The 25,988-nt window shown below is 44.8% G+C and carries 25 protein-coding genes; 9 read left to right on the forward strand and 16 right to left on the reverse strand.

Annotated elements, in window-relative coordinates; genetic code table 11:
* The 5 genes from O3621_RS10175 to O3621_RS10195 form a co-directional block, all read right to left on the reverse strand.
* On the reverse strand, positions 1–287 hold a 287-nt coding region (locus O3621_RS10175; RefSeq protein WP_371514137.1), incomplete at its 3' end, for a prepilin-type N-terminal cleavage/methylation domain-containing protein.
* Positions 288–459: 172 nt separating this feature from the next.
* Entirely contained in the window at positions 460–1,686 is a 1,227-nt protein-coding gene (locus tag O3621_RS10180; protein WP_125434465.1) for a type II secretion system F family protein, read from the reverse strand.
* Positions 1,687–1,689: 3 nt separating this feature from the next.
* Positions 1,690–2,754: a type IV pilus twitching motility protein PilT gene (locus O3621_RS10185; RefSeq protein ID WP_011837691.1), complete on the reverse strand. Its 1,065-nt coding sequence runs from the start codon at positions 2,752–2,754 to the stop codon at positions 1,690–1,692.
* A gap of 1 nt (position 2,755) precedes the next feature.
* Positions 2,756–4,438, reverse strand: a complete 1,683-nt coding sequence (locus O3621_RS10190) for a GspE/PulE family protein (RefSeq protein WP_002907555.1) — start codon at positions 4,436–4,438, stop codon at positions 2,756–2,758.
* A gap of 1,121 nt (positions 4,439–5,559) precedes the next feature.
* On the reverse strand, positions 5,560–6,447 hold the full coding sequence (locus tag O3621_RS10195; protein ID WP_314448076.1) for a cation diffusion facilitator family transporter: 888 nt from the start codon (positions 6,445–6,447) through the stop codon (positions 5,560–5,562).
* Between the two features lie 169 nt (positions 6,448–6,616).
* Between O3621_RS10195 and O3621_RS10200 the strand changes: the two genes are divergently transcribed.
* Together O3621_RS10200 and O3621_RS10205 are read left to right on the forward strand one after the other, a co-directional pair.
* On the forward strand, positions 6,617–7,138 hold the full coding sequence (locus O3621_RS10200; protein ID WP_002910979.1) for a TetR/AcrR family transcriptional regulator: 522 nt from the start codon (positions 6,617–6,619) through the stop codon (positions 7,136–7,138).
* Positions 7,139–7,176: 38 nt separating this feature from the next.
* Positions 7,177–8,343 carry an MFS transporter gene (locus O3621_RS10205; RefSeq protein ID WP_314448078.1) on the forward strand — a complete coding sequence of 389 codons (1,167 nt, stop codon included), beginning with the start codon at positions 7,177–7,179 and terminating at the stop codon, positions 8,341–8,343.
* Between the two features lie 25 nt (positions 8,344–8,368).
* Here the strand turns inward: O3621_RS10205 and O3621_RS10210 are convergent, their stop codons facing one another.
* Positions 8,369–9,631 (reverse strand): S41 family peptidase, encoded by a 1,263-nt coding sequence (locus tag O3621_RS10210; RefSeq protein WP_371514138.1) that lies wholly within the window; start codon positions 9,629–9,631, stop codon positions 8,369–8,371.
* Positions 9,632–9,634: 3 nt separating this feature from the next.
* Complete coding sequence (locus tag O3621_RS10215; protein ID WP_314448082.1) at positions 9,635–10,216, reverse strand: DNA-3-methyladenine glycosylase; 582 nt, start codon at positions 10,214–10,216, stop codon at positions 9,635–9,637.
* Between the two features lie 280 nt (positions 10,217–10,496).
* Here O3621_RS10215 and O3621_RS10220 point away from each other — a divergent pair, with 280 nt between their 5' ends.
* From O3621_RS10220 to O3621_RS10230, 3 genes are all read left to right on the forward strand, one after another.
* Complete coding sequence (locus O3621_RS10220) at positions 10,497–10,892, forward strand: hypothetical protein (protein WP_002907568.1); 396 nt, start codon at positions 10,497–10,499, stop codon at positions 10,890–10,892.
* Between the two features lie 162 nt (positions 10,893–11,054).
* Positions 11,055–11,801, forward strand: a complete 747-nt coding sequence (locus O3621_RS10225; RefSeq protein ID WP_371514139.1) for a DeoR/GlpR family DNA-binding transcription regulator — start codon at positions 11,055–11,057, stop codon at positions 11,799–11,801.
* Between the two features lie 32 nt (positions 11,802–11,833).
* Positions 11,834–12,661, forward strand: a complete 828-nt coding sequence (locus tag O3621_RS10230; RefSeq protein WP_371514140.1) for a Cof-type HAD-IIB family hydrolase — start codon at positions 11,834–11,836, stop codon at positions 12,659–12,661.
* A 30-nt stretch (positions 12,662–12,691) separates the two neighbouring features.
* Here O3621_RS10230 and O3621_RS10235 read toward each other — a convergent pair whose 3' ends face one another.
* The 6 genes from O3621_RS10235 to O3621_RS10260 are packed head-to-tail and all read right to left on the reverse strand — an operon-like array spanning position 12,692 to position 17,680.
* Positions 12,692–13,177: an N-acetyltransferase gene (locus O3621_RS10235; protein WP_371514141.1), complete on the reverse strand. Its 486-nt coding sequence runs from the start codon at positions 13,175–13,177 to the stop codon at positions 12,692–12,694.
* A 40-nt stretch (positions 13,178–13,217) separates the two neighbouring features.
* The gene (gene dltD / locus O3621_RS10240) at positions 13,218–14,486 is read right to left on the reverse strand and encodes a D-alanyl-lipoteichoic acid biosynthesis protein DltD (protein ID WP_314448087.1); all 1,269 of its coding nucleotides are present in this window, start codon (positions 14,484–14,486) and stop codon (positions 13,218–13,220) included.
* A complete protein-coding gene (dltC, locus tag O3621_RS10245) occupies positions 14,479–14,718 on the reverse strand; it encodes a D-alanine--poly(phosphoribitol) ligase subunit DltC (RefSeq protein ID WP_002894204.1) in 240 nt (79 codons plus the stop codon). Before dltC ends, dltD begins: the two co-directional genes overlap by 8 nt.
* A gap of 19 nt (positions 14,719–14,737) precedes the next feature.
* The gene (dltB, locus tag O3621_RS10250) at positions 14,738–15,982 is read right to left on the reverse strand and encodes a D-alanyl-lipoteichoic acid biosynthesis protein DltB (protein ID WP_314448089.1); all 1,245 of its coding nucleotides are present in this window, start codon (positions 15,980–15,982) and stop codon (positions 14,738–14,740) included.
* Positions 15,979–17,529, reverse strand: a complete 1,551-nt coding sequence (gene dltA / locus O3621_RS10255; protein ID WP_314448092.1) for a D-alanine--poly(phosphoribitol) ligase subunit DltA — start codon at positions 17,527–17,529, stop codon at positions 15,979–15,981. Before dltA ends, dltB begins: the two co-directional genes overlap by 4 nt.
* 19 nt (positions 17,530–17,548) lie before the next feature.
* Positions 17,549–17,680 (reverse strand): teichoic acid D-Ala incorporation-associated protein DltX, encoded by a 132-nt coding sequence (locus O3621_RS10260; protein ID WP_049542284.1) that lies wholly within the window; start codon positions 17,678–17,680, stop codon positions 17,549–17,551.
* A 258-nt stretch (positions 17,681–17,938) separates the two neighbouring features.
* On the opposite strand from O3621_RS10260, the gene O3621_RS10265 reads away from it, so the two are divergent.
* The 4 genes from O3621_RS10265 (at position 17,939) to O3621_RS10280 (ending at position 20,982) form a co-directional block, all read left to right on the forward strand.
* Positions 17,939–18,277 carry a PadR family transcriptional regulator gene (locus tag O3621_RS10265; RefSeq protein WP_268697923.1) on the forward strand — a complete coding sequence of 113 codons (339 nt, stop codon included), beginning with the start codon at positions 17,939–17,941 and terminating at the stop codon, positions 18,275–18,277.
* Positions 18,252–18,851: an HAAS domain-containing protein gene (locus tag O3621_RS10270; RefSeq protein WP_314448094.1), complete on the forward strand. Its 600-nt coding sequence runs from the start codon at positions 18,252–18,254 to the stop codon at positions 18,849–18,851. The genes O3621_RS10265 and O3621_RS10270 overlap by 26 nt, the downstream gene beginning before the upstream one ends.
* Positions 18,844–19,884: a DUF4097 family beta strand repeat-containing protein gene (locus O3621_RS10275; RefSeq protein WP_111676851.1), complete on the forward strand. Its 1,041-nt coding sequence runs from the start codon at positions 18,844–18,846 to the stop codon at positions 19,882–19,884. Before O3621_RS10270 ends, O3621_RS10275 begins: the two co-directional genes overlap by 8 nt.
* A 144-nt stretch (positions 19,885–20,028) precedes the next feature.
* Positions 20,029–20,982 (forward strand): LD-carboxypeptidase, encoded by a 954-nt coding sequence (locus tag O3621_RS10280; protein ID WP_314448097.1) that lies wholly within the window; start codon positions 20,029–20,031, stop codon positions 20,980–20,982.
* A gap of 78 nt (positions 20,983–21,060) precedes the next feature.
* Here the strand turns inward: O3621_RS10280 and O3621_RS10285 are convergent, their stop codons facing one another.
* From O3621_RS10285 to O3621_RS10295, 3 genes are all read right to left on the reverse strand, one after another.
* Positions 21,061–22,320, reverse strand: coding sequence for a carbohydrate-binding domain-containing protein (locus O3621_RS10285; protein WP_314448099.1), 1,260 nt, complete (start codon positions 22,318–22,320; stop codon positions 21,061–21,063).
* A gap of 20 nt (positions 22,321–22,340) precedes the next feature.
* Positions 22,341–23,054: a polyphosphate polymerase domain-containing protein gene (locus tag O3621_RS10290; protein ID WP_314448101.1), complete on the reverse strand. Its 714-nt coding sequence runs from the start codon at positions 23,052–23,054 to the stop codon at positions 22,341–22,343.
* 189 nt (positions 23,055–23,243) lie between these two features.
* Positions 23,244–25,667: a YhgE/Pip domain-containing protein gene (locus tag O3621_RS10295; protein ID WP_314448104.1), complete on the reverse strand. Its 2,424-nt coding sequence runs from the start codon at positions 25,665–25,667 to the stop codon at positions 23,244–23,246.
* Positions 25,668–25,988 lie beyond the last annotated feature (321 nt).

Here is a 25,988-nt window from a genome sequence, read left to right on the forward strand (position 1 = left end):
CCTTGTGAGCTCTTAGAGATATAAGGCTTCAAATCATTAAGTGTCGGAGCTGTAGCAGTCTCAGGATCTACTTGAGAACCTAGATAAGACTGAATAGCTGATACCAACTGACGGTGTTCTGTTTCGATACGGCTCTTACGCGCACTGTCTTGGAATCCTGTGATAGCCGGGATAGCTACTGCTGCCAAAACAGCAATGATGATGATTACGACAATCAACTCAACCAAGGTAAAACCTTTACCTTTTTTCTTCAAGTCCTGACGGAACTTTTGCAATTTGTTTAACATTTGAATAGTTCTCCTATTTCTTTTTCATAAATTTTAATATATTCGCCCACAGAGGCATTTGTTTTGTTCCTAGCTGGGAGACCCCACAAACTCCCAGCATCAGAACGATTTTCCTAACTTTTTGTGCAGAGCAATTACTCTGCGAATCCTAACTTTTTCTGTAAATAATCTGTTATTGATTTGCTTCAGCGCCCTGTTGAACAGCATTAGCAATTTCAAACATTGGCAACATAACAGAGGCAACAATTCCCCCGATGATGACCCCCATGACGATGATCATGGCTGGTTCCAAGAGTGAGAGTAACTGCTTGATAGCTGCCTCCAGCTCTTCTTCATAAAAATCCGATGTTTTATTGAGCATGGACTCCAGAGACCCAGACTCCTCACCGATCTTTACCATCGAGAGCATCATAGGCGGGAAGAGACCTGTCGAGGTCAGCATACCCGTCAGACGTTCCCCTTTTTGCAGACCTTCATTGGCAATTCTCAGCTTGTCAATAACAACAGCGTTATTGGTCGTTGCGGCAGCTGAATCAATAGCCTCTACCAGAGGGATACCCGCACTGGTAAGAGTAGCCAAGGTGCTGGCGAAACGAGCAGTGACAATCTTCTGCATCGGTCCTTTGACGACTGGCATCTTGAGCTTGAGCTGGTCCAGCTGATAGCGGCCTGCCTCTGTACTGCGATAACGCAGGAATAGGAAGACTAGAAGCCCAACCCCTCCAAAGAGGATATACCAGTAAGATTGAACGAAGTTACTAGCTGCCAAGACGATACGTGTCGGCAAAGGCAAAGCAACGCCACTCTGCTCAAAGATTCCCGAGAAGTTAGGGATAACGACATAGAGCAAGACCAAGGTGGCAGCTACTGCCAGAAAGGCAAGGACCGCTGGATAGATCATAGCTCCGCGAATCTGGCGACTGGTCTTGAGCTCCTTATTATAGTGCTCAGACATTCTTTCCAGTACCTCGTCCAGCTTACCAGTCTTTTCACCAGCCTGCACCATACGGATTAAAAGGTCAGGAAAGAGACCGTTTTGCTCGATCAGAGACTTGGACAGCTGATTCCCTTCCTTCAGGCCTTTACTGATAACCTTAAGGCTAGCCTTTAGGTTTTTGGCATCTGTCTGCTGCTCTAAGATATCTACTGCATTGTTGAGCGGGATACCCGAGTTTAACATAACCGACATCTGCTTACAGAAGAGTGATATATCCTTGAGCTTGATCTTCTTGCTTTGGAAAAGGGTGATTTCCTTAGAGCCCATGACCTTTTCTTCGACACTAATCGGCTTACCTTTGAGACGGATCCGATTAACGGCGTCTGTCCGGTTAGGAGCATCTACCTCTAGTGTGACAACCCCTTGCCGAGTGTCTAAGTATTTACAAACATATATTGTCATGCTCTAGTACCCCACTATTCCTAGGGATTTTTCAACTTGAGCGCGGTCCACTGAGTAGGACAGCAGTGTTCTCTGATCGATAACATTGCGACGATAGAGTCCCATGAGCGAAGTGTCCATGGTAATCATGCCTAGCTGAGCCCCCGTTTGGATTGGCGTTAGCAGCTGGTGGGTCTTCCCTTCGCGAATGAGGTTGCGAATAGCGGGTGTTCCCAGCATGATTTCAAAGGCAGCTACACGACCTTTGCCGGTCGCTGTACGCATAAGCTGCTGCGATACAACCCCTTCCATAACGGCGGAAAGCTGCACACGAATCTGCTCCTGCTGCTCGGCTGGAAATACGTCGATAATCCGGTCCATGGTGTTTACGGCACCGACCGTGTGGAGGGTTGACAGGACTAAGTGACCTGTTTCCGCCGCACGCAGGGCGATTTCAATCGTTTCCTTATCCCGCATCTCACCGACTAGGATGACATCCGGGTCCTGACGAAGTGCACCGCGGAGGGCATTGCCGAAGCTCTGCGTATCCGCTCCCAGCTCACGCTGGTTGACCAAGCACTTATTATGCGTGTGCATGTACTCGATCGGATCTTCAATCGTGATGATGTGCTCGTCCCGCAAGCTGTTCATGTAGTTGATCATGGTTGCCAGGGTCGTTGACTTTCCGCTTCCTGTTGGTCCGGTAACCAATATCAGACCCCGGCGTTTCTCAGCTAGCTTTTTGATAACTGGTGGCAATCCCAGAGATTCCATAGATGGAATATCCTTGGGAATGACCCGCAAGGCAATCCCGCAGTTGTTTTTCTGCTTAAAGATATTGACCCGCAAGCGATAGCCATTGTCGACCTCGTAGGCACAGTCCACTTCACCGACTTCTAAAAGATGAGCAATCTGCTTCTCATTTAAAATGTGCTTGGTGAAGCGAACCGTGTCTTCGTTGGTCAAAATTGTATTGTTGAGTTGTGTTAACCTCCCGTGCAGACGCATGCTTGGCTCAGCGCCAACCGTGAAGTGGATATCTGACGCACCCGCTTCAATCGCCTGCTTAATTAACTCATCCAAATTCATCCTAAACTTCCCCTTCTAGACTGAAGGCAATCTTCATTGCTTCTTCAATCGTTGTAGTCCCCTGTTTTGCGATATCAATGGCCTCCTCCGCCAAGTCTCGCATACCATTTTTCTTAGCTTCTGCTCGAAGCTGTGACGTTGTTCCACCATCATTAATTAGTGACTTAATCTCCCTTGTCACCGCCATGATTTCGTGGATAGCGATACGTCCATAGTATCCCGTACCACTGCAGTAGTTGCAGCCGCGTCCGCGATACAAGGTGTCTCCCTTGTGAATACCGATACCTGCATGTTCATTTGTTTCTACAGTGTACTCAGTCTTACACTTGGGACAGATACGCTTAATCAAGCGCTGTGCGATAATACCGACAGTCGCCGTTGAGACCAGATAAGGCTTGATGCCCATATCGACCAAACGGTTGACTGTACTAGCTGTGTCATTGGTGTGGATAGTCGAGAGAACGACGTGACCAGTGATAGCGGCCCGAACCGCGATACTAGCTGTCTCTTCGTCCCGAATTTCCCCCAAGAGAACGATGTCCGGGTCCTGACGCAGGATACTTCTCAAACCACTCGCGAAGGTCAGTCCAGCTTTATTATTTACCTGAACTTGGTTGACCCCTTCCAATCGGTACTCAACCGGATCTTCAACGGTGATGATATTTTTTCCTACATCATTGAGCTCACGGAGCGCTGTGTAAAGAGTGGTTGTCTTTCCGCTTCCTGTAGGACCAGTCAGCAAGATAATGCCTTCTGGCGCCTTAAGAATATCTTCAAAGAGCTTCTGATTGGTTGGCGAGAATCCCAACTCCTCTTTACTGAGGAGAGTTGCATTCCGGCTCAAAATCCGAATAACGATTTTTTCACCGAATACAGTAGGCAAGACTGAAACCCGCATATCGACTTCTTTGCCGTCGATGGTTGTTTCAATCCGTCCATCCTGAGGAATCCGCCGCTCGGCGATGTCCAGACCACTCATGATCTTAATCCGTGTCGCAATGGCTGAGTGAGCATTGGCTTTCAACTGCATGTTTTCCACCAAAGTCCCGTCAACCCGGAAACGAACACGAACAACTTTTTCAAAGGGCTCAATATGGATATCGCTGGTCCGCGTCTTGATTGCCTGACTGATAATCGAGTCAATCAAACGTACAACCGGAGCGTTTTTGATTTCTAGATCTTCTTCGACGATCTCTTCATCCACATTAAAACCTTCGATTTCGGTCGCTGCCTGTTGGGCTTCTTCTCCTTTGGAATAGTATTGATCGATATACTTCTCAATATCATCCCGAAAAGTTACATAAGGTTCTACCGCCATCTTAGAGACGATTTTAACATCGTCTAGGGCGATATAGTTGCTTGGGTCTGCCATTGCAACTATTAATTTCGGTTCTTCATCCGTTTCTCCATCGGTGAAGGCAATCGGAATCAATCCATGACGTTTAGCAACTTTTTCTGAAACCTTCTCGACAGCTTCCTTTTCTATCACAAACTGTGATAGATTGACATGAGGTACACGATAATAGTAACTCATGACTTTCAGCATATCTTCTTCTGTCACATAGCCCTTGCTGATTAGATATCTCTCTAACTGCATGTTTGATTGTGGCATATCTTGAAGAATTTCTTCTTTTTGAGCTGCCGTTATCAGATTGAATTGAACCAATATAGCGATTAGTGCCATTTGTTTCTCCTGTCTGTGATTTTTTTGTAAAAATCCTTCAATTCTTTCTATGCGTTAATAGATAACAGCTTTCTTAAAAAAATCTCCCTCGCTTAAAGTTTTCTTTAAGGTTTCTTTAAGCTTTTTAAGTTAGGCTAGTACATGGAAAATTTACCAATAGAACCAAACTTAATGTTTTAAGTTAGATGCTTTGAGCAGTATCTCCATTTGATAAACCTAGTAAACAGTCCTTAAACCAATCCTAGGATTGACAAGGGCGTTTTAGATTTGTCAAAAGGGGCGCAAAAAAGCAGATGCCAAAAACATTTGTTCTTGCGTTCTTAAATACTATACAAAGCAAGTTCTCTTGCAAAAATTTCTCATGCTTTTAGATGCAGGTTAAACCGTGTGTGTGTGAAGTTGGTTTAACCCGAATCATCAAGCAGCCATTGCCATAAGATAAGAATTCTTATCTTATGGTTTTTCTTTTTACCGATATGCATATTGTGGTAGGAAATGCTAGGAACAAAAGCTTTATTTGCTTTAAAAAACATTTACCTATCCCAGTATATGACATAATTGACATCTTGTCAACAGGTTTGCCTCGAAAAAAATGACTGCATTTAAAAAAATGTTTAATTTTGACAAAACCTTGTTATATCAAGCTTTTTGACACTTTTTTAAAGCGTTTTTTTTACTTCGAGGATAAAAAAAGCAAATTTTTTTGAGGAAATTTCCCCTTTACTGCTTCTTTTTCAACCTTCAGATGGACAGTGTGACAGCATCTGTCCTCTTCTAATCGGTAGTCGATATGCTTAGGAAAGGCGCTTCAGGACAAGGCTTAGCAAGCTTTGCCTGTTTCTTCCTACCCAATAGTATATGCTAAAGAAAAAGCATTGTCAATGCATTTGCATTTTATTAGATGTAAAACCTATCTAAAAATGCACAATGTACTCAGCTTGTCTATTTTTTATAGAAAAACCACAAAATCAAAAAGGCTAGAATTTTCAGAAAGGGAAAAAGACATATTAAATAAGAAGAAAATTGTAAAAAAAGAACCAGTTGAGTGATGGAAATTAGACTGTATAACGAAAAACAGCCCGAAATATCGGACTGCAGAGATATGTTTACAGTAGTACTATTTAAATATGAGGTTTTAAATCACTCTCCCCACCTAAACACCACTCTTCATGCTCTTCCAAGCTGCTATCCGTCTGGATAGTGATTTTGGTGATGCCATAGGCTTGCAATTCTTGACGCAGAATAGTTTGGGTCTCAGCCAGCAGCTCTGGGTTTTCAAGACAGATATGGATCATGGCAAATTTTTCCAAACCGTCTGTGGTCCAGACATTGAGCTGAGTAATAGCCTGAACGTTTTCAACGGCTAGGATTTCCTGATAAAGCTGGCTCAAATCGATATCGCTAGGGATGTGATCCAGAAAGATTTTGATGTTTTCCCAGAATTTAGGCAGGGCCTTGCTGAGGATGAAGCCCGCAATAAGCAGGGAGAGCAGCGGGTCAAGAAAATACCAGTCGGTAAAGCGCAACACGATAGAGACCAGAATAACAGCTACCCAACCCAGAATATCCTCTAAAAAATGGAGACTGAGAATGGACTCATTGTGACTGTGTCCATGACCATGGCCGACCACCTTGCTGGCTGCTAGATTGACTATAATGGCAAAGATACCTAGCACCAACATGCCGTCATAATTGACCTTTTCAGGCTCAAAGACCTTGGGTACATTTTCGATAATCACCAAGGTCGAGCCGACTAGTAAGATGACAGAGGTCAGCAGGGCTCCTAAAAGGCTGTAGCGCTTGTAGCCCAGAGTGTATTTCTTGTCTTCTTTTTTATTAGAAATTTTTTCAAAAAGGGTGGAAAGTCCGATGGCCATCGCGTCTCCTGTGTCGTGCACAGCATCGGCTAGTACAGCGCTGGAATTGAACATGAAGCCAAAGATAAACTCAAGAATGGCAAAGGAAAAGTTTAATAGAAAAGCAATAGTCATATTTTTACTAGATTTCACGGCAGCCTCCTTTCAGTTTGGCTAAATTTATAGTATAATGTAATCAAAACGGAACACCTTGTTCAGTTTTCTTCATCTTTATTATCCCTTATTCTCAGAAAGGAAACAAGAAGCAATTGAGGGGCTTTGTCCGTTACTGAACAATCCTGCTCTTTTGTTCCGAAATGCTATGGACAGACGAGTCAAGAAATCACGCGCAGCTATTTACCAAGCTTTTATCAGCCTGCTGCATCAAAAAAGTTATGAAAGCATTACAGTGCAAGAAATCATCGACCTGGCAGACGTTGGCCGGTCGACTTTTTATGCCCATTTCGATACTAAGGAAGCCTTGCTAGAGGAGGTTTGCCAAGACCTCTTTCAGCATACCTTTCTTGAGCGCGACGACGGCAAGGATCTCTTTGAAGCAACCGCCCATATTTTTAAGCATTTCCAAAAGAATCAGGACAAGATTGCAACCTTGCTGCTTTCGAAAAATATCTATTTCACCAACCGCTTAAAGATTGAGCTGGAAAACTATCTCTTTCCGATGATTCAGGAGCAGCTCCTGCAGAAAAAATCTCAGCTGCCAGAGCCCTTTCTAAGAAATTATGTGACTTCTACCTTTGTGGAGACGGTCAGCTGGTGGCTCCAGCAGAAGAAAACATTGCCAGAAACAGTTATCAGCCAGTATTTTCTGGATTTGATGGACTGATTTTATTTTGATACTTATATAGGAGGAAACTTAACTTTATGAAAAAGCAACATTCGACATTTTTGCTTCCAGGTATTCTGATGGTGGGGGTTGTCCTACGGGCGCCTTTTGCAGTGCTACCTGTTGTGCTGGGAGATATTGCTAAGGGACTGCAAGTTCCCTTCAACTCTCTGGGACTGCTGACTAGCCTGCCCTTAATCATGTTTGCCCTCTGTTCAGCCTTTTCCCCACGCCTGGCTCAAAAGGTCGGCCTGGAAAAGCTCTTTACCATAGCCATGATTGTGCTGACTCTGGGCTCTTTTATTCGTATCTTTAACCTGCCTCTACTCTACGCAGGTACAATCATGCTAGGGGCTGCCATCGCTGTCTTAAATGTGCTCCTGCCCAATGTCATTCAGGCTAATCAGCCAGAGAAAATTGGATTTCTAACCACGCTTTATATCACTTCTATGGGACTAGCTATCTCAATCATGTCTCCCTTGGCTGCACCTATTGTCCGCTTAGCTGGCTGGAAAGGCTTGATTCTCGTCCTGACCCTCATCTGCTTACTGGCCTGCTTAATCTGGCTGCCCAACAGCCGGCACAATCACAAACTGACTAGTAAAAATCGCGAGCAGCAAATGGGCTCCCTGCTAAAAAATCCTAGAGTATGGGCTCTGATTATTTTTGGTGGCCTGCAATCTTTACTCTTTTATACAGCTATCACTTGGCTGCCGACTCTTGGACAATTGGCTGGACTTTCTGATGATGCTACTGGATTCTTAGCCTCTATCTTTTCAATTATCAGCCTTCCTTTGGCTATGACGATACCTAGTCTGACAACGCGTCTATCCGCTAAAAAACGCTTGGGGATGATAGCTCTCTTTTCTGCAACTGGTATGGTTGGTCTGGGCATGCTGCTGGTCAAGACAGATTCCTTTGTCTACTGGCTCATCCTCAATCTGCTAATCGGTATGTCCGTCAGCGCCCTCTTCCCCTACCTCATGGTCACTTTCTCGCTCAAAACCAGTACTCCTGAGCAAACCGCTCAGCTATCTGGCTTAGCCCAGACTGGTGGTTATATTCTGGCCGCCTTTGGACCTAGCCTCTTTGGATACAGCTTTGATTTATTCCATTCCTGGACTCCAGCCATCCTCATTCTCATTGGCTTGGCTGCCATTGTGACGCTAACTCTCTTTTACATTGAGAAGTTTGACAAGATATAATAAAGACGAAAAACGCTTAGAAATCCTAAGCGTTTTTGCAATAGTTGAGACACTCTTCCAGGTCCACATCCCGCTCTAAGTGCTCTGGTGTCCAAGGAATCAAGATATCTGGTTCAACTCCCTTGTCATTCATGCCCTTTCCTTGATCAATTCTAGTGTCACGTGAGGTGGGAAATAAGAGCTCATAGTCACCAAAATCCTTCACGCAGCAATTGGAATAATCTAGAATGCCCATAGTCGGACGCCCTAGGACCGTAACCTTGGGCATCTTTTTCATGGTATCAACAAAATTATCACCTGAAGACCCACAGGTAACATCTGCTAGTACAAAGACTTTTTCAGGTCGAGCTAGGCCTAGGGCGTCTGGCAGAATATTCTGATCACTGTCCTCATCGCCATAAAGGACATAACCTTTTCCCCGATTCTCTTCCAACTCTTTTAGAAATTCTTTGAGAATCTGGTGAGTTTCTGCTGATAAGTTTGGATCTTCTAGGATATTTTGCATCAGTTGCTGGCGCAAATCAACATTTCTATCAGTATAGAGAATCTCCATCCCATCATCGCTTGGCAAATCTAAGTCACTGAAGGCCTTTCCCTGAGGGAGAGTATATTTGAAAAGTGGATAATAAAGCGAGTCCGTCCCGCCATAATTGACTCGAACATCAATGATTAAATACTTGGCCTGCTCAATAGCTGCTTGACTGTCAGCATATAGCTGAGTGATTGCTGCCTCATCCGTAAAATCTTCTAACTTAAGATAGACGATGTCCTCAGAAAGATTGCGCCATTCAAACTGCGGTGGCTTCTTTGGGTGAGCGGTCGGCTGAACATGCAGTTGCTCCTCCTTGCCATTGCGTACCACCGTAACTTCTCCTGCATGCCCCACAAAGTAAGCCCACTCCTTGTGCTGTCGCTCTGGTGTGGAACTGACAAAATAATCCTTGTGCTCTTGATAAACCTGGGGCAAAGGTTTCCCATCCAAGGCTAGAATCTGGTCTCCACGTTTCAGCTCTGTATCGCTATTTGCCTGCAGGACGTAGAGGCAGTCTTGGTAGTATCTCACTTTAAAGCCGGGCGATTGCGTTTCCTTAAGTCCAAACCAAACATGGGACAAAATCCCAAAACTGGCTATATAACAATGCATCTGGTAAAGAAAGTCTTCTTGGTTCATTTGGTCTGTGATACGCGCTCGATATTCTTCGGGCTTTGCACCTGTGATGTCTTTCTTTGTAGAGGAATCCTCTCGCATAATTTCTACGACTTGGTCAAAAATCTCTGTTTTCTTCATCTTTTACTCCTTCTTCCAGGTGGCCTCATCATCCAGCAGGTCTCGCTTGGACATTTTTGAGACATGACGATTGCTGGCCACATAAAAGCCCAAGGGCTCCTCCCGCCAGGCATCTGTGCAGGTCACGCCAATCCGCGGACGGCTAGCAATCTGATTGGGAGTCAGGTCATAGGCTAATTGCAGACTGGAGGTCGCTAAACTTTGTCCATCAAAGCGCTTGTCAATCCCAGCATACTTGGTTAACTTGCCAGGGCCGTTAGCTAAAAGGCGGCCATCCTGTAGCTCCAAGGCTCGAATCAGTATGGCTTCGGCCACATTTTCAGCCTTAGTCACCAGATTCAGCATCTGATGACCATGAATCTGATAGATATACCAGTGACCAGCTGGCAGATACATGGATTCATTCTTAGGGGAACGGCGCCCTCCAGCCGAATGACAGGCACTATCCTGACTTCCTAGATAGGCTTCTGTTTCGACAATCCGGCCTAGCTTCTGACCATTTAGAATCAGTTGCATACCTAGCAAAGCTCGCGCTGCTGCAACTGTGTCTGTCTCGATTAGTTTCTGAAAATCTCTTGATAACATAGGTTGATTATAGCATGATTTCTCCATTTACAGAGGAAAAGAAATGTTGCAAAAATGTTATTTTTCTCCTTCTCATGGACAAGAATTATATTACAAAACAATTACACACTAAATAAGCGGAAAATCGTAGAAAAGCTTATAAAATCTATTTATTGTCTAATTGCATTGCATATATTTTGTAACATTTTTATTAACAGAGTATGTTATTTATGTATCAATCCGGTTTTTCATTGCTTCAAATGAAATATTTGTTTAATATTATACTAGAAGGAGGGGTAAGATGAAAAAATTATCTAAAATTTCTTTATTTTTATTACCACTAATTGCACTTTTCTTTTTGGCAGCTTGCGGAAATTCTGCAGATAAGAAGACTGAAGAAAGCTCAAGTTCCAGCTCAAGCGTATCTTCTTCATCTAAAGCTAAAACAAGCTCTAGCAGCACATCTGAAGAAAGCGGCAGTGCCAAAGTCAACGTAAACGGTGGTGATACCAGCGTTAATGTAAATGGCGATGACGAAAGCGGCGATGCTTCTGTTGAAACTAACGGAGACGGTAGTGCTAATGTACAAACTGACAACGCTGGTGTTAGCGTAAATGAAGATGGCGTTCATGTTCAAGGCGGCGGCGTTGATGTTAAGGTCGGCAGCGATGGATCTGTCAATATCCAAACACCTTAATTGAAAAAAGCCTTTCGATTATTATAATTCATAAAAACCGAGTGTCGCTCGGTTTTTTGATTTTCTCCTGTGCATTTCAAAAAACTTGTAAAACATTAAAAAGACTTGTAAAAACTTATTTGCTATGTTATACTCTATTTAGAAAAGCAAGGAGGGACAAGCATGTATCAAGAACAACGCTTAACTGAAATCTTAGAGCTCTTAGCTGAGAAAAAACAGCTGTCAGCCAAGGATATGATTGAGCATTTTCAGGTTTCTAAAGATACTATTCGGCGAGATTTTTCAATTTTAAGCGAGCGTAGGCTTGTGCAGCGCACCCACGGAGGTATTATCCCGCTGGATACTAGCCGGCAAATCCCCTCCTTTAACGACCGCATCAACCAACTAAGTCAAGAAAAAAAGGCTATTGCTCAGAAGGCTCATGACTTTCTCAAGCCGGAGCAGATTGCTTTCTTTGATGTCTCAACCATCGTTCTCCATCTGGCTCAGCGCATCAAGGAGCCTATGACAATCTATTCCCATTCTCTGGATAATGCAATCATGCTGAGCAGTCAGGACAAAGTGGACTTTCACCTCTTAGGCGGAAAATTTTATCCCAAAAACCGATTCTACTACGCGCTCAATGAAGCAGAGCTGCTGGAGCAGATTTCCTTTGACATTGCCTTTATCGGGGCAGCCAGCGTCTCTGATGGTCTGGTCAGCTTTGAAGACGAGGCTGATGCTCACCTGAAAAGACTGGCTTTGAAGCACGCCAAGACTAAGATTCTGCTGGCCGAGCAAGACAAATGGCAGAAAGAGTCTAAGTACATCCTGGGTCCTGTCAGCAACTTTGACTACTGGATTACGGACCAAGAGCCCAGCCCAGAAGTCCAAAAATTGCTTGGAGACAAGGTTCAGATCATTTATTAAATCAATTCATTCGATACAAAGGAGGAAGAGCTATGACAAACCAGGCGATTCGTCTGATTATCAGCGACATTGACGGTACCATTTTGGACGACCAGCATCAAGTAGATTCTAAACTCAAGGACATGATTCCCCTGCTAAACCGAGAAAAAATCCCTTTCGTTCTGGCTTCTGCTCGCTCTCCTCTAGGCATGGAGCCCATTGCACGCGACCTAGGACTGGGAGATAATCCACTGGCTTGCTACAATGGCGCTCTAGTCATCAAGGGCGACCCACAAGCTTACGAGACCATTATTGAGCACCCTCTGTACAAGAAAGAAATCCGAACTTTTCTAGAGCTGGTCAAGACTGAATTTCCTAGCGTGTCCATCAATCTCTATTCCGGTAAGGATTGGATTGCCGATCGTTTGGATAAGTGGGTACAGATAGAGGCTGCTATTACAGGGGAGCAGCCGATGATTCAGAATGTACTAATGCCAGTGCTGGACGTTCTAATGCCCGTCCACAAGCTACTTCTGATTGACCAAGCGCCTATCATCCAGAAACTCCATGACTACCTACAGACCTTAGACTTCCCCAAGACAGCCTTCTACCTCTCTAAGGACAACTACATGGAAGTCACGGCCAAGCATGTCTCCAAGGAGCAAGCCTTGTACGAAATTGCCCAGCACTACCAAGTGCCTCTAGAGCAGGTCATGACAATCGGAGACAACTTCAATGACCTTCCAATGCTGCGACTGGCTGGACTTGGAGTCGCTATGGGCAATGCCCCTGAAGCAGTTAAAACCAAGGCAAAAGCCGTGACCAAAAGTAACAATGAGCACGGAGTTGCGGAAGCTGTCGAAAAGTATGTTTTACTATAACGTAAAAAATCTGCTCAAGGGCAGATTTTTTTATTGATGATAATCATAAGCCAGGCGAGGACTGCCGTCTGCCACATAAATAATGCCACACTCCCTAAAGCCGTAGTTCAAAACAGCAGCCTGCATAGCTTGATTGTCCGCATGGGTATCGATTCGCAAATAGGGAATCTGCTGGCAGCAAAAATCAAAGACCTGACGGGATAGACCTCTGACTTGTCCGTTCGAAGCGATGCGGTGAATGGTGCCGTAAAGCTCCGCAAAATGCCAGGCTCCCTTTTCGATGACCTGATAGGTCGGGTCTTCTCCAATGATAAAAGCAAAGGTGCCGACCAGCTGCCCTCCTTCCTCGACAACAAAAGAGTGGCCAGCCGCGATGTCATCCTCAATCAAACCCGCGCTAGGATAGCCTCCATCCCACTGAGTCGGATTGCCCTGGTCTTTCATAAACTGACGGGCTACATCATAAATCGCCATAATGGCTGGGATATCTTCTGTTTGGGACAAACGAATCTTCATCTTTCCTCCTTTATAAAAATAAGGCTGGAAAGTCCCAACCCTATTTGAATTCTTCTGGTTTGCCAGTATACTGAGACCATTCCTTAGTGAAGAAACGGTCATTAATCTGGTAGTTTGGCGCCGGCTGTGGATTGGCTACAAAAGGATCAACCGCCTTGTCAAAGGCCAGCCAGCCATTCCAGCCCATGTGAATAGTATCCTGCATGAAGTAGGGCTTATCGCCGTCCTTAGAAAAGTCAGCAATGTTGGTAAAACCCTGGCTTTCCAGCTGGTAGCGAATCTTGGCAACCGTCCGCTGGTACATTTCAGGACTGAGTCCTGTATACTCCATCCACTTAGAATTGACCGGTGGAATGATGAAGATGGCATTGGTCTTTGACTTGGCGAACTGATCCAGAACCAGCTGCAAGTCGTTGTACTCAGGGGATTTTTCATAAGATTGCTTGGTTTGAAAACCTCTGAGCTTGGCAACCTTGCCGGCCAGACGGGTCTTGTAAAATTGATTGTCTATACCGAATTGGTTGTTATTGGTCTTCTTCTTGGCCTCTGCTATAGCAATCTCTTCCAAAGCCTGATAGGAGAAGGTGTCTGGCAAATCAGCCATATAAGGCAAAATTCGCTGGTCATAATTTTCATTATTAAGGGCAGCAAAGTTGCTGAAAAAAGCATCTTGGCGCTCATTAAGATGAGCCATCATCTCAATATGACGCTCTTCAAAGCTGCTCAGCTTTTTACCTTCAGACAGCTTCTGCACGCTCTCTGCCATAGCGACATCTGGATAGAGCTGCAGGAGGCGCTGGGCTGCATATTGCGCCGCCGCATCTCCTTGCTGTTGAGACAGATAAGCCGTCAGCTGATCGCTGTTGAAGTACTGCTGAAAGGCCGAAGCATCATAGCCAGTCTTGGTAAACCACTGGGGCGACACCACATAGACCGCCGTTTGTCCCTCCAACTCAGAAGACATCTGCTGCATACCAAAATACTGATTAAATGATGCTGCCCCGCGCTGGCCTAGAAAATAAGGCCGATAGGAGCGGTCGTATTTCTCAGCCAGCACTGCCGGATGCATGCTATCAAAGCGCAGCCATTCGCTAGAGCCAAAAAAGGGCACAAAGCGCATCTTCTTATCGGTCAAGGCTGTCACCTTCTTGCTACGGCTCTTGAAGTTTTCTGCTGTCAAGGTCACTGCCGAGCGCTTCTCTGCTTCTATATTATGCTTTTTATCAAGCGGATAGAAGAAAAAGAGCAGGGCAACCATGGCCATAGCGCAGAAAACCGGCCCCAGAATCAACCAGAGTCGTTTAAGCATTGCGAAGCTCCGTTACACCTTCAACGATTTTATTGGCTGTGTTCCAGTCATCGCGGCCAAACTCTGATACTGGCACGCGGATATCAAAACGGTTTTCCAGCTCAACAATCAGCTCGACCGTTCCCATACTGTCTAGGACACCAGCGTCAAACAAATCCTCGTCCATCATGTCTGACACATCTTCCATAAATAGTTCTTCAATAATTTCAATTACTTCTGCTTTTATATCCATTTTTCTTCCTCATTCATTTTTATTTTTTAAACCAAAGCTCATTTAAAAATCCAGAAAAGATTAAAAATGAGAACATGACTGCGTGAAAGGTCACCACAATCCCCAAAGCTTGGGTCCATTTATTGTCTGGCAGAGGCGGAAGCCCCTTAGCCTTGCGCTCTTTGTTTAGGGTTTTCTTCTTGCGCAACCAGGCATCATTGACGACCAGCCCTGCTCCGTGAAAGAGACCATAGGCGATATAGTACCAGGTCACTCCATGCCAGAAGCCCATGATCAGCATGTTGATTAGATAGGCCACACTAGAGGTCGTGTTGCGGTTTTTAAAGACCTTATTGCGCATCAGGACCATGACCAGCCGCATAAAGACAAAGTCACGGAACCAAAAGGACAGACTCATGTGCCAGCGATTCCAAAATTCTTTCAAATCGCGTGAGAGAAAGGGCTTATCAAAGTTGATAGGGCTCTTGATTCCCATGAGATTGGAAATAGCTAGCGCAAACATCGAATAACCGGCAAAGTCAAAGAAGAGATCCAGACCAAAGACATACATGACGCCCAGAGTTCCCAGATTAAAGAAACCGCCGGTATAGAGAGCGTAGGTCTTGACATGACCCAGCAAGAGATGTCCAAAGATATGTGCCAGGATAAACTTATAAAGGAAGCCTAGCATGATATACTTGACAGACTGCTCCAGCATATCCAGCAGCTCATCGCGCTCAGGAATGTTCAAATAGTCTTCATTGAAACGCTTGAAACGATCAATGGGGCCACTCGAAAAGGTCGGCATGAAGAGCAGGAAACGCAGGAACTCCCAGAGTGTGAACTCTGTCAAAACTCCATCCCGCATCTCAATCATCATCCCTACCGAGCGAAAGGTCAGATAGGAAATCCCTAAAAAGCCAAAGAGAGACTGATGGCCACTGATTGCGGGCTCTACCTTGACAATCACAAGCGGCAGAACCGCCAGCAAGGTATGCAGATAAAAGATCCACTTGCTGTCCCGCGACCGGCGATAGAGCTTGTATGAATAAACCCAAACTATCTGCCAGATGACATAGCCCAACAGAGCACAAAGCTGCGCCAGACTGGGACCTGTCAGCATCAGGACGATAAAGACCAAGCTGACCAAGGCTTCATAAAGGGGGAAGCGTTTCTTAAAGAAAAGTCCAACAAAGATTGGTAGAACTGCCAGAACGATATAGACAAAGTAAACTGGATTGCCGTAGGGTTCCAAGTGAGGCAGCTGTTTCAAGAAATCCATCATCGCTTATTGACCTCGCTAATCAGCCCCTTAATGTCAATCTTGCCATTCGGGGTCAAAGGCAGGGTCTCTCGATAGAGGAACTTGGACGGCATCATGTAGGACATCATGATATCCTGCAGATCTTCCTTGATTGCCTTGGTAATATCGATTTCTCGCTCAAACTGCTCAGCCACACCGTCTTTGAGAATGACATAGGCCAGCAGATTTTGGACCTTGTGGTCCTTATTGTAGCGAGGCACAGCCACTGCAGATTCAACGTATTTAGATTTGTTCAGGTTCTGAGACACATCCTCCAGCTCAATACGGAAACCATTAAACTTGATCTGGAAGTCCATCCGGCCACCGTAGAGCAGCAGACCTTCATCTGTCATCGATCCGACATCTCCCGTATGATAGGCTGGCAGACCTTCAAATTCAAAGAAGGCCTCCGCTGTCTTCTCAGGATTATTCAGATATCCTTTGGATACGGCTGGACCGCAGACGATGATTTCTCCCTGTTGGCCATTCGGCACTTTCCGTCCCTCTTCGTCAATGACAAAGGTCGGAGAATCCGCCTTGGTATAGCCAATCGGCAGGCGCTTGCAATTTTGCAGCATCTCATCTGTCACTGCTACTGCAGACAGGGCCACTGTTGCCTCAGTCGGACCGTAAGCATTGATGATGCGAGCTTGAGGGAAGCGATCACGCAGTTTCTGAGCTGTCTTGACCGTCAACTCCTCGCCGTCAAAGTAGAAATGCGTCAGCTGAGGCAGCTTCTGGCTGTTAAAGTCATCCGACAGCAAGGCCATATCCGCGAAGGAAGGCGTCGAAGTCCAGATAGCAATAGGCAGACTGAGAATCGTCTCAAACAGCTGTTTGAAATCCTGAGTCACTGCCGAAGGCAGGGCAAAAAGAGTCCCTCCCAAGGCTAAAGTCGGCGCCCAATACATGACCGACAAGTCAAAAGAATAAGGCGGCTGAGCCAACATTTGAGGACGAGTTGGAGTCGCAAACTCCTTATCTGTAATCATCCAATTCGTAAAGCTGAGCAGATTATTATGGGAAATCTGCACTCCCTTAGGCTTGCCAGTCGTTCCTGATGTGAAAATGATGTAGTAGTTATCATCTCCTTGCACCGGATGGCTAAGCTCATAGGACGCTCCCTCTCTGAAAGCTGTCTGAACTTGCTCCGCACTAAAAATAGGAGCTGCCACATCTGCCAGCGGAAAATCATTGATGGCAATAATCAAGCTTGGCTCAGCAACTTCCACAATCGCTGCCACGCGCTCCAAGGCTGAATGGCTGTCGATAGGAATGTAGGCATGACCAGACTTGGTCAAGGCCACAAAAGTAGCCAGCATTTCGTATTCCTGACCACCAAAGACCACAACCGGAGACTGGTCAGGAAGTCCTAAACGGTCAATCTGAGCCGCCAACGAATCGGAATCCTTCTTTAAATCGCCATAAGTATGAACTTGACCTAAAATATCATAAACTGGAAAATCCGGCTGCACCTGAGCAAAATGCTCAATCGCTTCAATCATATCATGTATCACTTTATTTGACATTGTTTCCTACTCTCTCACATTAAAATTCATTATAGATAAAGCCGCCCTGACCCTGACCCAGATAGCTAAAGAAATAAAGCAAGGCCAGAAAGATAACAAAATATAGTAGGGTTTGGCCCAAAAATTTATATAGGGTTTGATGTTTTTCCATAGATCTCTCTTATATTTTTAGTTAGACTTACACCATTTTACCATTTTATGGAAGATGTTTTCAACACAAAAGCTAAGGAAGATGTAAAGTTCTTGTAAGGAAGAAAGGTACTTTGATGTGCCTTATAAACAGCCATTAAAAGACTTTTTAAAAAAATATATAAAAATTTTATATATTTTGCTTGACTTTTTCCCTAAGAGGTTGTAGACTATATATAGAAAGATTATATATAAATATTTTACACAAGGAGGTGGTCCTATGTCTTTCCCCACATCATCGGCTTTGATTGAGTTTCTCATCTTAGCCATCCTTGAAAAAGACGATTCCTACGGTTATGAAATCAGCCAGACAATCAAGCTGATTGCCAATATCAAAGAATCAACACTTTACCCTATTCTGAAGAAGCTGGAGCAAAATGACTGCCTCACGACTTATTCGCAGGAGTACCAAGGACGAAAACGAAAATACTATTCACTCACTGCCTACGGGCACGAACAGCTACTCACTCTAAAAGAAGAGTGGCAAACTTATACTACGACCATCAGCGGTATCATAGAAGGGAGCATACGTCATGACAAGAACCGAGTATCTAGCTGAGCTAGAAAAATATCTAAAAAAACTGCCACGCAAGGACTATGAAGAAACTATGGATTACTTCACTGAGTACTTCGACGAGGTAGGCCCAGAGGGCGAGGCAGCCGCTATTGCTGATTTAGGCAGCCCTAAGGAAGCGGCTCACGAGATTATGCTAAATCTTTTGGACAAAAAAGTCGAGGAAGATAATCAAGACAGCAGTTCATCAAAAAACACTAAGAACATCGTCCAGATTGCTATCCTATCCATTTTGGCAGCACCCTTGGCTATTCCGCTCTTTATAGTAGCAGCCCTTTTGACTTTCGTTTTCTTCCTCTTAGTCTTTATCTTTGCTCTCGTCATGGCTATAGGTGCCTTTGCCTTCTTTATCTTCGGAATCAGCCTGATTTGGGACACTTTGACAGTGGGACTGACGACATCTGTCCCAGCCCTCCTGTTCACCCTAGGTCTCAGTATCCTATCTCTGGGACTGTCAGGCATCTTCTACTCAGGCATTTCTCCTGTTGCTCAGTTTGGCAAGGCCGGCTTTGTCAAACTAGCTCAACTTTTCGCAAAGAAAGGAGCACGTCATGGCTAACATCAAATTGAAAAAACCTCTTTTATCTGCAGCTATTTTAGCCTGTCTCTTTGGTGGAGCCCTGACAACTATCGGCTCCACTACAGGCGGTGTCAACGACTTGGTCAATTCTGCCAAAAGCAAGGTAAAAGTAACGAAAAAAGAAGAAAGCTTCTCTGATCTTTCTTCCCTAAATATTAACTTAGTGGCTAGAAACCTCGTCATCAGCGAATCTCCTGATGACAAGGCTCACTTGACCTATTACCAAATCGACGGCAACTATAAGATTGATGGAGACGCGCTTAGAAAAATTACGACAAGTTCTGAAAACGGAAACTTAAACATCAAGGAAGAAGATGCAGGCTCCTTCCACATAAGCGCTGGCATCCGCTCCTTACTCAGCTTATTTGACCAAGAATCTCAAGGGAAGCGTACTGTGCAGCTTTCCCTGCCTAAGGGGACCAAGCTTGAGACATTCAGCGGCAGCTCGTCACTAGGAGATGTTACGCTGTCCAATCTATCAGCTAAAAATGCTGACTTCTCTCTCTCCAATGGCTCGTTGACTGTGAATGATAGCCAATTTGCATCTGGTAAATTTAAGAACTCTCTGGGAGAGATTGCCTTCAATAACAGTCAGATTAGCTCTGGAAAAATCATTGCTTCTTCGGGTACCATCACTCTGAGCAACAGCCAGTTCGCATCGGGCGAAATAGCAAACTCTCTAGGAGAGATCAACCTAAACTCGAGCAAAATCTCCGACAGCACTCTGAAAATCTCAAGCGGCTCACTGAATTCTGAACAGTTGGAATTAGCTGGTACAATCTCTATCACTGACCAACTGGGCGATATTAATCTGCATCTGGTTTCTGGCAGTTTGTCGCAGTTATCCTTTGATCTGAAAACGGATCTAGGTGAAATTGACATCCCTAGTGGTATGAGTGTAGAGCACTCCAAAGGCGATGAACTTGGCGACTCTGCCATCCGTAAAGTCGAAAATCCGACAACTACACTTTCTGCCAGCGCCCAAAGTGGCAGCATTAAGCTCAGCGAATAAATCATAGAAAAAAATATATACAATCAGGGAGTCCTCAGCGGCTCCCTTTTTTGATAAAAATTCCCGCAATGCCCTAAGATTGCTTTACAGGCCTTGGCCTTTGTGCTATGATATTCTATAAAAATTTATCATAAGGAGGTCCCTATGAAAAAACTCACACCTGGTATGCACATTCGGGTCGTCAGCCCCTCAGCGTCAATCGAACACATCGGTGGCTTTGAGGCCAATCTAACCGCCAAGGAGCGCTTGGAAAAGCTAGGATTTACCGTGTCTTTTTCGGAGCATTATCTGGAAAATGATATGTTAGATTCTGCCTCCATCGAAAGCCGGGTGGCAGACATCCATGCTGCCTTCGCAGATGACTCCGTTGATGCTATTCTGGCCACTATCGGCGGTTTCAACTGCAATGAGCTCCTGCCCTATCTGGACTTTGAGTTGATTGCTAGAAATCCTAAGATTTTCTGCGGCTACTCAGACACGACAGCCTTGCTCAACGCTATTTATAGCAAGACCGGCATGAAAACCTACATGGGACCGTCCTACTCCAGCTTTAAAATGGATGCCCTGCAGGACTATCAGACCGAGAGCTGGCTCAAGGCCGTCAGCCAGACTTCTTATGAATTGACTCCTAGTGAAAAATGGGGCGACAATGCTTGGTATCTGCCTGATGCCCCACTGACCTTCCATGAGACGGAGTGGAAAGTTTATCACCACGGGCAAGCCCAAGCCACTGCTATCGGCGGTAATCTCTCCACCTTCTCACTCCTGCGTGGAACACCCTATGCCCCAACAGATGAAAACTATGTCCTCTTTGTTGAAGAGGCCGAGGAAGATGATTATGTGGAGTTTGACCGCAATCTAGCTGCCCTCCTTCAGGCCTATCCTAACCCACAGGCCCTCCTCATCGGCCGCTTTCCAAAAGAATGCCAGATGACAGAGGAGCTGCTCCTTTATATCTTGGACAAACATCCAATTCTAAAGACGATTCCTGTCCTCTATGACTTGGACTTTGCTCATACTCAGCCACTCTTTACCATTACCATCGGTGCTCAAGTGACCGTGGATACGGAGAAGATGTCTATCAGAATTGATGAATAGCAAGAAATCCTCATTCCAGCTGGAATGAGGATTCTTCTCTTTCATTAGCACTATTTCATTGTTATCTCGTCGGCTTTCTTATCGGCCACCAAAACCGCCTTGGCCGCCTGGGGCACCGCCGCCACCCGGTCCACCAGCGCCAGGTCCATCTGCCGTGATTTCTGTTCGGCTTTCACCATTGACCGTGATGGTACCGCCAGTGTAGGTGGCCGTTCCGTCAAAGTCAAAGGCCGATACCGTAGAAGTAATGTCTAAGTTTCCTCCTGACATAATGACATCGCCGTTGGAGTCGATAGCATCGGTATCGCCTTCACCGACCTCGACCTTGATATCGCCGCCGGTAATCTTAATAAAGATATCAGCTCCAGTTACGTCACTAGCTGCATTGATACCATCATCTGTCGCATAAAGATCCAGTTTCCCACCGTTAATGGTAACATTGGTTCCTTCCAGAGCTTCTACACTCTTAGAAACCGTAATCGTTCCGCCATCAATTAAAGCGATATTGCTAGCGTGTAGACCATCATCACCAGCATTAATCGTGATGGTGCCTGATTGGATATAGAGATTTCCCAGAGAAGTATCTTCATCATTGTCCGCGTGGATGGCATCTTCTGACGCCGTGATATCAATCGTAGCGTCCTTGATATTAATGGCTGAAGCTGCTGACAGACCATTCTTAGCTGCCTTGAGTGTATAGGTACCACCTGTCACCCGCAAGGTCTGCTCAGACTTAATCGCTGTTTCATACTTGCCGTCAACTGTCAGGCTTCCAGATCCATTGAGAGTCAGATCAGAGTTACTATAGATAGCTGCATCTGCATCCGTATTACTGTGATTTGATGAGTCTGAGATGGTGTTTTGGCTGCCGTCAGCCAAAGTCAGGCTTGTTTTACCCGCATTTTCTACCAGAATAGCTGCGTCTGTCCCACTCATGGTTACGCCATTCAGAACGATTTGAACCTTGTCGCTATCACCTGCTTTGACGACAATCTGCACATTTCCACTCGTTCCGGAAACGACATAGGTCCCAGCCTTAGAGATTGTCACGGTAGAGCCGGAGACACTAGCGCCGTCACCAGAGGTCTTAGCACTAGAGCCACTCAGGCTGATGGTCGTCGCCTTGGACTCATCATAAGAAGCATCTGAGTCCTCTGAGGCAAAATAATCAGAAGTATTAGTCTTAGTCTGACTGGTACTTGTAGCATTAGCAGCCTGGGTGCTGCTTGAAGTTGTAGAGCTGCTGGCGTTTGAGCTGCATGCTCCCAGCACTGCTGTCATCAAGACCAGTGGAATCATCAATTTAATTTTTTTAAGGGTCGATGTTGATTGTTTCATTTTTACTTTTCCTATCTATTTTATTTGCTGCTGATACAGTTTAACTTTTTGTAAGCAAAACCATATTTGGAGAAAGAGCTAGGAGACAGCTGGTAGCGATCCATGATTTCACTCAGCCATAGCGGACAAGCTTCTGGAATCTTAACTTCCATAATCACGTGGTTGGCTGGCAGGAGATAATCTCCATGGCGACCGGCTAAGAGACTCAGATCATAAGGACGGTAGGTCAGGTCGTGATCAAAGGTAATCCGAATACGCTCGTCCTCAATTCCTTTCATAGAATAACGATTGTAGCCGATATACATCATAGGCTGAATATTGCCAAAATGCTGGGTCAGCCAGACCATTTCCGTATCTATCTGAACGTCAGTCAGCTGACTGTAATCACCGTCCAGATAGGCTTCCGCTGTCAGCAAATCTGCTGCAAGCCGGCGTTTGGTGACCAGACCTTCTGTCTTTTTCTTGATTTCCAAAAAGACTTGACTATCCTCGGTCGGATGCTCTTGATAAGTCCGCAAGCGCACCTTTTCGTCAAAGTGAGGATTTTCCAAGGACTCACGAATGAGCTGATAAGACGACGTATCGTAGTAGAGATTGTTAATTGTCGAATAAGCTCGCTCATCCTCCAACAGATAGCCTTCAAACTCTAGCAATAGAGCCAACAAGGTTTCCTTGGAAATGATGTATTTAGTTTCAAAGCGCTGAAAATGATGTTGAAAAAATTTTTCTGCCATGGGCTTCTCCCCTCTCTATCTTTCTTGAATGTAATGCAATTTTAAAGATGAAAACTTAAAAGAAAGATAAAGAAAACTTAAAGAAAACAAAACATCTCCCTTTTCAGGAGATGTTGATGAGAGAAAAAATAAACGAATTACAGATAGACTTTTCATCTACATTTTTACAGATTCATAAGATTAAGAACCCTAAGCTAACTGTTTTTTATCTGTTCGATAGACCAGAGTACCAAGTGCCATGAAAAGAACTAAAACAAAAGTAAGGAAGAGGACCTGACTACCAATTTGGCCGTTCATAGAAATCGTTTGGCGTAAGCCCGATACAGAATAGCTCATTGGCAGCCAAGGGTTGATAACTTGGAAAATCTTACTAGTCAGCTCCAATGGATAGGTTCCTGCACTAGAAGCCAGCTGTAGAAGCAAAAGAATCAGAGAAGCAAAGGCACCAAGCTTGCTATCCCAAGTAACCAAAGCCGTCACAAGAGCCATAAAAGTCATGCTGGCTAGGACTATCAAACCAAGGGTTGCCAACTCATGATTAGCAGATAGGCCTATCAAGTGCACAGCACCATAGACCAAAACACCTGCCACGACGGAAATTACTCCATTTACCTCTATACGGGCCTTCAGCCAGTCTCGTTTCGTCTTGGGTTCTTGACCCGATGGAAGTGTACTAAAAATGATATTGGTTGAAATAGCCGCCACAAATAAAGCTACTGAAATCATATAAGGCGCCATCCCAATGCCGTTTTTCTCCACCTTGTTCTCATCTGTCTTGCTCAGTGTCAAAGGATCTGCTAGAGTTTTTGCATTGTCTTCCTTAGTTGAAACAGTTGACAATTTATCGCCTGCATCTGAGAGGCCATTGGACAAATCACTCGTTCCCACAGTAAGTTTAGAGAGATTATCTGTTAAAGCACTGCTGCCATCAGCCAGCTTTTCTGTGCCGCTCGCTAATTGATTGGTTCCATCTGCTAATTTTCCGAAACTAGAGGTCAATTCTGGTGATTTATCTGTTAATTGGGCAGCCCCGTTTGCTAATTTTGTTGTATTTGCTAGCAAATCAGGGTTCTTACTTGCCAAAGCTGATGTCCCCTCAGATAGCTGACCGACTGCATTGGTATAGCTTGTCACCCCTTGTTCCAATTGTGTCGCGCCAGTCGTTAGTTTATCATTTAAGGTGTCTACACCTGCGACTAGTTGATTGGCTCCTCCGCTTGCTGAACCGAGGCCAGTACTCACCGTTGATAAGCCATTATAAAGGCCATTGATCATGCTAGCTGCCTGTGGCAGAACTTGATTTGATGCACCTTCTAACTGACTAAGTTTTGTTTGACTAGCGCCTTTTATCGTTTCAAGAGAAGCCCTCATCGTATCAACTTCTGATAAAATTGCCTGAGCAGATTGGTCACTTCCCGCTTGACTAGCACTGACTGCTGCGTCAATCTCAGCCTTAGCCTCACTAGAAAGGCCTTGATAAGCGCTCGTCCCTTTGACACTTGCCAAAGTTGCGGCCTTGGCGTCTTGATTATTATTGATAATGGCCTGAGCGGATGCTGCTATGCTAGTCAGTGAAGCCTCAATGCTGTCTGTCGAAACAGCTGAGTCACTTGCTGCAGCTTGAATACTTGCATTCAACTGAGTCAAGCTAGTTGCCAAATCATTCACGTTTTGCTGATTGTTGGCTAAGGTGGTATCTACCGAGGACTTTAATGTGTCCAAGCCAGTATTCAGATTTGTCACACCTGTCGATAAGGCCTGAACTCCATCTCCTGACTGGGTGAGCTGTTGGACTCCTCCCAATAAGTCTGCTGATCGACCCGACAGCTGATTTGCACCTGCGGCCACAGTACTTACACCATTAGCATAAGTGTGTATCCCGTTTGACAAACTACCCAGTCCAGACGATACTTGTGCAACACTCCCAGTATAAGTCTGTAGTCCTGTATTAAATTGAGCTGCACCGGACGATAATTTGCTCGTAGCTTGATTCAGAGTTCTTAAGTTATCTGCAATTGTCTGACTGCCTGAACCTAGTTGTTGACTGCCAGATGCTAATTGCTGAGCACCATCGGATGCCTTCACCAAGCCAGTTTTTAGGTCTCCTATATTCTTAAATAAGGCGTTTGTATAAGTATCCGTCACATTTTGCGCCACCGTCTGCTTCAAAGAAGCCATGGCTGAATCACTCATCTTACCAGCAATAAAACTGTGGCCGCTAGACGTTTGATAGTCAATCTTCATTTGCTGAGGATTATCGGTCAAAATACTGGCTGCACGTTCAGATAAATCACTTGGAAGCGTCACAACCATGTAGTAATCACCCTTTTCCAGACCAGCTTGAGCGTCTTCTTTGCTGACGAAGTGAAAATCCAGATTTTTATTTTCCTTGAGGCTGGAAACAACATCCTCGCCTATAGACAAAGTCTTACCACTAGCAGTTACAGCTTTATCCTGATTGACGACCGCCACTGGCAAGTCCGATACCTTTCCATACGGATCCCACATGGAGCTCAGGAAAATAACATTATACAAGGCAGGAATCAAAGAGACTCCTAACATCACAATGATAAAAGTCGGCTTTTTTAAAATAGCTTTCCATTCTCTTAACATGTCTACCTCCTAAAATTATACACAGTGTCCAAATTTCGATAAAATTGATTATACACCAATCGAAAATTATTACAAGTTTATTCTTTAAAAATTGGACACCGTGTCTAATTTTGTTTAAAAAGATTGTAGAGAAGCGGAATAAGTTAGTCCTACTGTCTTTAATCCCTAAATAATCTGTAGATAAAAAATATTTTTCCACTGGTAGCTACACAGAAAATCAGTATTATGTTAGAATGATAAGCGAGGTAAATGGAGTCAAGCATCGAGATCTTAACTTGAAGGTACGGTTCCATATGAAACACTGCTGCCAGCAGATGCCTC

Source organism: Streptococcus sp. 20925_1_22 (assembly GCF_041431685.1).
Taxonomy (GTDB): Bacteria; Bacillota; Bacilli; order Lactobacillales; family Streptococcaceae; genus Streptococcus.

Excerpts from the sequence above, each read along its gene's own strand:
- O3621_RS10285 (WP_314448099.1), bottom strand. The coding sequence starts at position 22,320 with ATGAAACAATCAACATCGACCCTTAAAAAAATTAAATTGATGATTCCA.
- O3621_RS10230 (WP_371514140.1), top strand. The coding sequence starts at position 11,834 with ATGACAAACCAGGCGATTCGTCTGATTATCAGCGACATTGACGGTACC.
- O3621_RS10225 (WP_371514139.1), top strand. The coding sequence starts at position 11,055 with ATGTATCAAGAACAACGCTTAACTGAAATCTTAGAGCTCTTAGCTGAG.
- O3621_RS10190 (WP_002907555.1), bottom strand. The coding sequence starts at position 4,438 with ATGGCACTAATCGCTATATTGGTTCAATTCAATCTGATAACGGCAGCT.
- O3621_RS10265 (WP_268697923.1), top strand. The coding sequence starts at position 17,939 with ATGTCTTTCCCCACATCATCGGCTTTGATTGAGTTTCTCATCTTAGCC.
- O3621_RS10205 (WP_314448078.1), top strand. The coding sequence starts at position 7,177 with ATGAAAAAGCAACATTCGACATTTTTGCTTCCAGGTATTCTGATGGTG.
- O3621_RS10270 (WP_314448094.1), top strand. The coding sequence starts at position 18,252 with ATGACAAGAACCGAGTATCTAGCTGAGCTAGAAAAATATCTAAAAAAA.
- O3621_RS10290 (WP_314448101.1), bottom strand. The coding sequence starts at position 23,054 with ATGGCAGAAAAATTTTTTCAACATCATTTTCAGCGCTTTGAAACTAAA.
- dltD (WP_314448087.1), bottom strand. The coding sequence starts at position 14,486 with ATGCTTAAACGACTCTGGTTGATTCTGGGGCCGGTTTTCTGCGCTATG.
- dltB (WP_314448089.1), bottom strand. The coding sequence starts at position 15,982 with ATGATGGATTTCTTGAAACAGCTGCCTCACTTGGAACCCTACGGCAAT.
- dltA (WP_314448092.1), bottom strand. The coding sequence starts at position 17,529 with ATGTCAAATAAAGTGATACATGATATGATTGAAGCGATTGAGCATTTT.
- O3621_RS10260 (WP_049542284.1), bottom strand. The coding sequence starts at position 17,680 with ATGGAAAAACATCAAACCCTATATAAATTTTTGGGCCAAACCCTACTA.
- O3621_RS10185 (WP_011837691.1), bottom strand. The coding sequence starts at position 2,754 with ATGAATTTGGATGAGTTAATTAAGCAGGCGATTGAAGCGGGTGCGTCA.
- O3621_RS10280 (WP_314448097.1), top strand. The coding sequence starts at position 20,029 with ATGAAAAAACTCACACCTGGTATGCACATTCGGGTCGTCAGCCCCTCA.
- O3621_RS10275 (WP_111676851.1), top strand. The coding sequence starts at position 18,844 with ATGGCTAACATCAAATTGAAAAAACCTCTTTTATCTGCAGCTATTTTA.
- O3621_RS10295 (WP_314448104.1), bottom strand. The coding sequence starts at position 25,667 with ATGTTAAGAGAATGGAAAGCTATTTTAAAAAAGCCGACTTTTATCATT.
- O3621_RS10220 (WP_002907568.1), top strand. The coding sequence starts at position 10,497 with ATGAAAAAATTATCTAAAATTTCTTTATTTTTATTACCACTAATTGCA.
- dltC (WP_002894204.1), bottom strand. The coding sequence starts at position 14,718 with ATGGATATAAAAGCAGAAGTAATTGAAATTATTGAAGAACTATTTATG.
- O3621_RS10235 (WP_371514141.1), bottom strand. The coding sequence starts at position 13,177 with ATGAAGATTCGTTTGTCCCAAACAGAAGATATCCCAGCCATTATGGCG.
- O3621_RS10180 (WP_125434465.1), bottom strand. The coding sequence starts at position 1,686 with ATGACAATATATGTTTGTAAATACTTAGACACTCGGCAAGGGGTTGTC.
- O3621_RS10210 (WP_371514138.1), bottom strand. The coding sequence starts at position 9,631 with ATGAAGAAAACAGAGATTTTTGACCAAGTCGTAGAAATTATGCGAGAG.
- O3621_RS10215 (WP_314448082.1), bottom strand. The coding sequence starts at position 10,216 with ATGTTATCAAGAGATTTTCAGAAACTAATCGAGACAGACACAGTTGCA.
- O3621_RS10200 (WP_002910979.1), top strand. The coding sequence starts at position 6,617 with ATGGACAGACGAGTCAAGAAATCACGCGCAGCTATTTACCAAGCTTTT.